The 7,043-nt window shown below is 65.5% G+C and carries 9 protein-coding genes; 7 read left to right on the top strand and 2 right to left on the bottom strand.

Annotation, left to right across the window (positions count from 1 at the left end; genetic code table 11):
- The 7 genes from V7Q81_RS13610 to V7Q81_RS13580 all read left to right on the top strand — a co-directional run.
- Window positions 1–1,264, top strand: a 1,264-nt coding sequence (locus V7Q81_RS13610; protein WP_333844258.1) for an aconitase family protein, incomplete at its 5' end; no start/stop codon positions are given.
- Between the two features lie 102 nt (window positions 1,265–1,366).
- Window positions 1,367–1,768, top strand: coding sequence for a peptide-methionine (R)-S-oxide reductase MsrB (gene msrB, locus V7Q81_RS13605; protein ID WP_333844255.1), 402 nt, complete (start codon window positions 1,367–1,369; stop codon window positions 1,766–1,768).
- Window positions 1,765–2,460 carry a hypothetical protein gene (locus V7Q81_RS13600; RefSeq protein WP_333844253.1) on the top strand — a complete coding sequence of 232 codons (696 nt, stop codon included), beginning with the start codon at window positions 1,765–1,767 and terminating at the stop codon, window positions 2,458–2,460. The genes msrB and V7Q81_RS13600 overlap by 4 nt, the downstream gene beginning before the upstream one ends.
- Before the next feature lie 81 nt (window positions 2,461–2,541).
- The gene (locus V7Q81_RS13595; protein WP_333844251.1) at window positions 2,542–3,084 is read left to right on the top strand and encodes a septation protein A; all 543 of its coding nucleotides are present in this window, start codon (window positions 2,542–2,544) and stop codon (window positions 3,082–3,084) included.
- Between the two features lie 3 nt (window positions 3,085–3,087).
- On the top strand, window positions 3,088–3,390 hold the full coding sequence (locus V7Q81_RS13590; RefSeq protein WP_333844249.1) for a YciI family protein: 303 nt from the start codon (window positions 3,088–3,090) through the stop codon (window positions 3,388–3,390).
- Window positions 3,387–3,650: a BolA family protein gene (locus V7Q81_RS13585; protein WP_333844246.1), complete on the top strand. Its 264-nt coding sequence runs from the start codon at window positions 3,387–3,389 to the stop codon at window positions 3,648–3,650. Before V7Q81_RS13590 ends, V7Q81_RS13585 begins: the two co-directional genes overlap by 4 nt.
- A gap of 22 nt (window positions 3,651–3,672) precedes the next feature.
- Window positions 3,673–4,491: a peptidylprolyl isomerase gene (locus V7Q81_RS13580; protein WP_333844243.1), complete on the top strand. Its 819-nt coding sequence runs from the start codon at window positions 3,673–3,675 to the stop codon at window positions 4,489–4,491.
- 15 nt (window positions 4,492–4,506) lie between these two features.
- Here the strand turns inward: V7Q81_RS13580 and V7Q81_RS13575 are convergent, their stop codons facing one another.
- Complete coding sequence (locus V7Q81_RS13575; RefSeq protein WP_442954841.1) at window positions 4,507–4,896, bottom strand: NifU family protein; 390 nt, start codon at window positions 4,894–4,896, stop codon at window positions 4,507–4,509.
- 4 nt (window positions 4,897–4,900) lie between these two features.
- The coding region (gene purL, locus V7Q81_RS13570; protein ID WP_333844240.1) for a phosphoribosylformylglycinamidine synthase at window positions 4,901–7,043 on the bottom strand (2,143 nt) is incomplete at its 5' end.

Below are 7,043 nucleotides of genomic sequence, written 5' to 3'. Positions count from 1 at the left end.
GTATCTCAAGCGTTCGGGACTCCTGCCCTATCTGGAGAAGCTGGGCTTCTACGTCTCCGCCTACGGTTGCACCACCTGTATCGGCAACGCTGGCCCTCTCGATCCGGGCATCGAGGAGGCGATCGTGAAGAACGATCTGGTGTGTGCGGCGGTTCTCTCGGGCAATCGCAACTTCGAGGCCCGCATCCACGCCAACATCAAGGCCAACTTCCTGGCGAGCCCGCCCTTGGTGGTGGCGTATGCCATTGCCGGCACCATGCTCAAGGATCTGATGACCGAACCCCTGGGCATCGGCAAGGAAGGAAAGCCCGTGTACATCGGCGACGTCTGGCCGAGCCCGCAAGAAGTGGCCGATGCCCTCCAGTACGCCACCGACCCGCGGGTGTTCCGGCGGCTGTATTCCGATTTCACCAAGGACAACGCCCTGTGGCAGAGCATTCCGGCGCCTAAAGGCCAGGTCTACGATTGGCCTCGGTCCACCTATATCGCCGAGCCGCCCTTCTTCAAGGATTTTGACCTGCAGCCAGGCACCGTGCGAGACATCCGCGGGGCGCGGGCCTTGGGCATCTTTGGCGATTCTCTCACCACCGACCATATCAGCCCGGCCGGTGCCATCAAGGAGGACTCTCCGGCAGGCCGCTACCTCATCGAGCACGGCGTGACCAAGGCGGACTTCAACAGCTACGGCGCCCGCCGGGGCAATTACGAGGTCATGGTGCGGGGCACCTTCGCCAATGTACGCATCAAGAACCTGATGCTGCCCCCCAGACCCGACGGCAGCCGGGTGGAAGGGGGCTATACCCTGTACCAGCCCACTGGCGAGCAGATGACTATCTTCGAGGCGGCCATGCGCTACATCGCCGAGGGCACGCCCACCGTGGTCTTCGGCGGTGAAGAGTACGGCACCGGGTCGTCCCGGGACTGGGCCGCCAAGGGAACCCAGCTCCTAGGGGTGAAGGCGGTTATCGCCCGCAGCTTCGAGCGCATCCACCGATCCAACCTGGTGGGCATGGGCGTGCTGCCGCTTCAGTTCAAGGGTTCCGATAGCGTCCAGTCCCTGGACCTCCGCGGCGACGAGCGCTTCGACATCCTGGGCCTCGAGGACCTCCGCCCCCAGCAGGAGGTGGGCTTGGTGATCCACCGCCGGGACGGCTCCCGCCAGGAAGTGAGCTTGCTCTGCCGCATCGATACGCCGATCGAAGTGGACTACTACCGGCATGGCGGCATCCTGCCCTATGTCTTGAGGCAGTTGATGACCTCTTGAACGCTACGTCCGTTCATCCCTGCCTTTTCGAGGCCTGACCCGGGAGGAGTAGAATTCTTGGAGCGATTGAGCAAAGCCAAGAACTCCCAGGAGGAACCGACGATGGCAGAAAAAATCGTGAAAAGCGACGAAGAATGGAAGAGGTTGTTGACCCCCGAGCAGTACCAGATCACCCGACACAAGGGCACCGAGCGGGCTTTTAGCGGCGAATACTGGGACTGCAAGGCGCCGGGCCTCTACTGCTGCGTGTGCTGCGGAGCGGCGCTTTTCAGCTCGGAAACCAAATTCGATTCCGGTACCGGCTGGCCCAGTTTCTGGGAACCCGTTTCGCCGGATGCAGTAGCAACAGAGGAGGACTATTCCTTTTTCATGCACCGCACGGAAGTGCTGTGCAGCCGCTGCGACGCCCACTTGGGTCACGTGTTCGACGACGGCCCCCCGCCCACGGGGCTGCGCTATTGCATCAACTCCGCCGCCCTGCGGCTGGACCCCAAGAAAGCATGACCGGTCTCGCCCATGCCGCCCGGGCGCTGCTCGCCGCCTACGAGGCGCGGGGCGGCAAGGGTGAGGGCGCAACCCCCGCCCAACTCATCGTAGCCCTGGAGCAGGCCATGGCCGCCTTCGCCGCTCTGGACCGGGCCCACGGCCCCACGGGAGCTCTAAAGGACGAGGACGCGAGCGCCCTGGGGGAATACGCCCTGGCCTGCCTGTCCGATCTCAACCTCTGGGTCCAGCGCCTGGGCTGTGACGAAGAGCGCCACTGGTTGGATCAGGCCACGTTGGAGGTGGCCGACTGGGTCGTTCGCCACGGGGGGCGACTGCGTATCCTGGAGCCCCTGGTGAATGCCTTGGCCAGCCGAGCGAACCGCCTGCGGACGCAGGAAGCCCTGGCAGTCCTGTTCGATGTCATCGGCCCCTTCATCGACCGAGTGGACCCGGCCATCCGGGACGACCCAGACCGCATGGCACCCGAGCACCCGTGGCGCATCCTCCTCTTCAACTACGCCATCGTCGCCACCCGCACCCAGGATCCCGAGCGCATGGCCCGAGCGTATTGCCTGATGGAGGCCTGGCTGCCCGAAGCATGTCCGGAGTTCTTCGAGGAAGCGTTGCGCCAATCCCGCAAACCCGTGTACGGAGACGAGGTGCGAACCCTGGTGCGGGAATACCACCGGCGCTGGACCGCGCGGCATTGATGATCGCGTGCTACAATGCGGTATTGCGCTCTTACGTATGATCGTCCGCCACCTCCTGGCTGCCCAGCTGCCGACCCGTTCGTGAAGCTCCTGTTCGACCTCTTTCCGGTCATCCTCTTCTTCATCGCGTTCCAGCTGCAGGGCATTTACGTCGCCACGGCCGTCGCCATCGCGGCCACCATTGCCCAGATCGGTTGGGTCTGGTGGCGGCGAGGCGCCGTGGACACCCCGCTATGGGTAAGCCTGGCGGTGATCGTGATCTTCGGCGGGGCGACCCTCCTCCTCCACGATGAAACCTTCATCAAGTGGAAGCCCACGGTGCTCTACTGGCTGTTCGCGCTGGCCCTGGCGGGAGCCCAGTTCTTCCTGGGCAAGAACCTGATCCGGGCCATGCTGGGAGAGCAAATGGCCCTGCCCGAGCCGGTGTGGGCCCGGCTCAATCTGAGCTGGATGGCCTTCTTCGCCGCGATGGGCGCGACCAACCTCGTGGTTGCCTACACCCTGTCCACCGAGGCCTGGGTCAACTTCAAGGTGTTCGGTGCTCTGGGCCTGCTCCTGCTTTTCGTGTTGGCCCAAGGCGTCGTGCTGGCGAAATACCTGCAGGAAGAAGAAAGCAGCGGATAGGGTATGCTCTACATGATCTTCGCGGAAGACGCCCCCGGCAGCCTAGAGAAGCGCCAGGGCGCACGGCCGGCCCATCTGGAGCGCCTGAAGGCCTTGCAGCAGGCAGGCCGCCTGGTGCTGGCAGGGCCGCTGCCCGCCATCGATAGCCCGGATCCCGGCCCCGCGGGATTCGCCGGCAGCCTCATCGTGGCCGAATTTTCCTCTCTCGCTGAGGCCCGGACCTGGGCGGAAGCCGACCCTTACACGGCGGCAGGCGTCTACGCCCGGGTCACGGTGCGGCCGTTCAAAAAGGTGTTGCCGGCATGAGCACCGAGGCACGGATCCGGGAGCGGCTTCAGGTCCTCGCCCCCGAAGCGCTGGAGCTGGTGGACGAAAGCGCCCTCCACGTCGGCCACGAAGGAGCCAGGGGCGGCGGCCGCCACTACCGGCTCACCGTGATCTCGCCTCGGTTCGCCGGCCAGAGCGTCATGGCGCGACACCGGATGATCTACGAGGCCTTAGGCGATCTGATGCGGCAGGAAATTCACGCGTTGAGCATCCGCGCCCTCGCCCCGGACGAGTTTTAACCCCCTCACCACAAGGAATGTCATGACCCCTGTTTGGAACCGAATCACCCTGGCCGCGGCCTTGGCTATGGCCACCCTCTCCCCCGCGCTCCATGCCCAGGAAAGCGCCAAGCCCCCTGCCAAAGACGGCAAGGCGGCCGTCGTGAACGGTGTTGTCATTCCCCAGTCTCGGGTCGACCAACTGGTCAAGGAGCGTATCTCCCAAGGGCAGCCCGACACTCCCCAGTTACGGGAGAGTGTGAAAGAGTCTCTCATCACCCAAGAGGTGGTGACCCAGGAGGCGGTCCGCCAGGGCATCGACAAACGGCCCGAGGTGGCCACCCGGCTAGAGCTCGCGCGCCAGAACGTGCTGATCCGCGCCTATCTGGAGGACTACTTCGCCAAGAATCCCGTCACCGACCAGGCGGTGAAACAGGAATACGATCGGCTGAAGACCCAACTGGGGGACAAGGAATACAAGGCGCGCCATATCTTGGTGGAGACCGAGGCGGAAGCGAAGAGCCTGATCAGCCAACTGAAGGGGGGCGCGAGCTTCGAGAAGCTGGCGGCGGAAAAATCCAAGGATCCCGGCTCCAAGGAAAACGGGGGAGACTTGGGCTGGAACTCGCCGGCGAGCTACGTCAAACCCTTCGCCGAGGCCCTTACGAAGCTGCAGAAGGGCCAAATGACCCAGCAGCCGGTGCAGACCAGCTTCGGTTGGCACGTGATCAAGCTGGAGGATGTGCGCCCCCTCAAGGCACCTGCCTTGGAGGAAGTGCAGGACAACATCCGCCAGCAGCTCCAGCAGCAGGCCCTGATGAAGCTGGTGGCCCAACTGCGCCAGAAGGCCAAGATCGAGTAACGCCCAGCGGGCCCGCTAAAAGGTATTCTCCACCCGGGTGATCTGGGGGAATTCCTGGCGGATTGCCCGCTCCACCACCTGCTTCAGGTCCAGCACGGAGCGCGGGCAGCCGACACAGTTGCCCTTGAGCCGCACCCGCACCACCGTGCCGACGATTTCCACCAGCTCCAGATCGCCCCCATCCCGCAACAACACCCGCCGCGCCCGCTCCAGGGCTGCCTGGAGCTCTTTCTCGGTGGGTGGCGGCGCATCGTGGGGGGCGCGGGCGCGCGCTTCCAGTTCCCGGGCAAGCATGGCCTGCCGACGCGAGAGGCGTAGCGCCAGCATCGGGTCCCGCTCGTAGAGAGCGTCCAGCTCCTCTTCGGTATAGAACGGCGGGTCGTAGGCTTTGGTTTCCTCACCCATCGATTCACCCGATCCATTTCCGGGCGTTGCGGAACATTCTCAGCCAGGGTCCGTCCTCGCCCCATTCCTCCGGATGCCAGGAAAACTGCACGGTGCGAAACAGCCGCTCTGGATGGGGCATGAGGATGGTAAAGCGCCCGTCCCGGGTGGTAAGCCCCGTGATACCTCGGGGCGAGCCGTTGGGGTTATAGGGATAAATTTCCGTGGGCGCGCCCCGGTGGTCGATATAGCGTAGCGTCACGAGGGGAAGGGCGGCCTGGAGCTGTCCCTCGTCGGAGAACTCGGCGTAGCCCTCCCCATGGGCCACCACGATGGGTAGCCGGCTTCCCTCCATGCCGGAGAAGAACAAGGATGGACTGCGGGTCACCTCCACCATTACCAGGCGCGCTTCGAACTGGTCGGAGCGATTGCGCACAAAATGGGGCCAGGCCTCCGCTCCCGGGATGAGGTCCCTGAGACTCGCCATCATCTGGCAGCCGTTGCACACTCCCAGGGCGAACGTATCGCCGCGGCGGAAGAAAGCTTCGAACGCCTCCCGCGCCCGGGCGTTGAACAGGATCGACTTGGCCCAGCCTTCCCCTGCCCCCAGCACGTCGCCGAAGGAAAAGCCGCCACAGGCGGCAAAGCCCTGAAAACTCGCCAGGGTCTGCCGGCCGGCGATGACGTCGCTCATGGTCACGTCCACCGCCTCGAACCCCGCCCGGTGGAAGGCAGCCGCCATCTCCACCTGTCCGTTCACCCCCTGCTCCCGGAGGATGGCTACCCGGGGACGGGCGCCGGTGGCGATGCTAGGGGCGGCCACGTCCTCGGCCGGGTCGAAGGTGAGGCGCGCCGACAGGCCCGGGTCGGTCCCATCCAGCAGTCGGTCGTAGGCTTCCTGGGCGCATTGGGGATTGTCCCGCAGCTTTTGCAGCTCGTAGCTCGTTTCGCTCCAGGCCCGCTGCAGATCGGCGCGGCTCGCCGCCAGCACCGTCACCCCGTTGTGGATGAACGCGATCCGGTCGTCACCGGTCAGGCCGCCGATCACGTGGAACTCGGCCCCCAGACCCGCTTCGACGAAGGCCTGCATCACCGCCCTGCGGTCCTGCCGGCGGATCTGCAGCACCGCGCCTAGCTCCTCGTTGAACAGCACCTCCACCATGCGCCGCTGGTACACGCCACCCATGGGCTCGGTGCGGATCTCGGCAGCATCCCCGTCGCCCAAGTGGGGCATGTAGCACAGCGTGTCGAGCAGCACGTACAGGCCCGTGCGACCGGCGAAGGCCATTTCGCACACGGTAGCGAAGAGCCCTCCGTCGGAGCGGTCGTGATAGGCGAGGATCCTGCCCTCCGCCCGCAGCCGCTGGACAGTGGCAAAGAATGCCTTGAGCTTGTCCGGATCGTCCAGATCGGGCACCCGGTCACCCACCTGGTTGTAGACTTGGGCCAGGGCCGAGCCGCCCAGCCGGTTGCGGCCGCTGCCCAGATCGATCAGCACCAGCTCGGTCTCCCCCACATCGGTGCGTAACTGCGGCGTCAGGGTCTGACGCACGTCCGCGACCGGCGCCACCGCGGTGACGATGAGGGACAAGGGCGCGGTGACCTCCTTGCGTCCCGCCTCGTTCCACACCGTCTTCATGGACAAGGAATCCTTGCCCACCGGGATGCTCACCCCGAGCCGAGGGCATAGCTCCAACGCCACCGCCCGTACCGTGTCGTAGAGGGCCGCGTCCTCCCCCGGATGGCCCGCCGCCGCCATCCAGTTGGCCGACAGCCGGATCTCGTCGATGGCCGCGACCGGTGCCGCGCACAGGTTGGTGATGGCCTCCCCCACCGCCATCCGTCCCGACGCCGGGGCATCGATCAGGGCCAGGGGCGAGCGCTCCCCCAGGGCGAAGGCTTCCCCCCGGTAGGTGTCGAAGCCCATGCAGGTCACGGCCACGTCGGCCACCGGCACCTGCCATGGTCCCACCATAGGATCGCGGGCCGAAAGCCCCCCCACGGTGCGGTCGCCGATGGTGATGAGGAAAGTCTTGTCCGCTACCGCCGGCAACCGTAGGATCCGGTACGCCGCCTCCTCCAGGCGGATGGAGGACGGGTCGAAAGGGGGCGGCCGCCGAGGCAAACGGCTCGCGTGGCGGGTCATACGGGGAGGGTTGCCTAGAATG

It is taken from the genome of Pelomicrobium sp. (genome assembly GCF_036803785.1).
Taxonomy (GTDB): Bacteria; Pseudomonadota; Gammaproteobacteria; order Burkholderiales; family UBA6910; genus Pelomicrobium.
Note: the sequence above shows the minus strand (reverse complement) of the source record. Positions and strands in the feature narration are given on the sequence as shown.

Excerpts from the sequence above, each read along its gene's own strand:
- msrB (WP_333844255.1), top strand. The coding sequence starts at position 1,367 with ATGGCAGAAAAAATCGTGAAAAGCGACGAAGAATGGAAGAGGTTGTTG.
- V7Q81_RS13600 (WP_333844253.1), top strand. The coding sequence starts at position 1,765 with ATGACCGGTCTCGCCCATGCCGCCCGGGCGCTGCTCGCCGCCTACGAG.
- V7Q81_RS13590 (WP_333844249.1), top strand. The coding sequence starts at position 3,088 with ATGCTCTACATGATCTTCGCGGAAGACGCCCCCGGCAGCCTAGAGAAG.
- V7Q81_RS13585 (WP_333844246.1), top strand. The coding sequence starts at position 3,387 with ATGAGCACCGAGGCACGGATCCGGGAGCGGCTTCAGGTCCTCGCCCCC.
- V7Q81_RS13580 (WP_333844243.1), top strand. The coding sequence starts at position 3,673 with ATGACCCCTGTTTGGAACCGAATCACCCTGGCCGCGGCCTTGGCTATG.
- V7Q81_RS13575 (WP_442954841.1), bottom strand. The coding sequence starts at position 4,896 with ATGGGTGAGGAAACCAAAGCCTACGACCCGCCGTTCTATACCGAAGAG.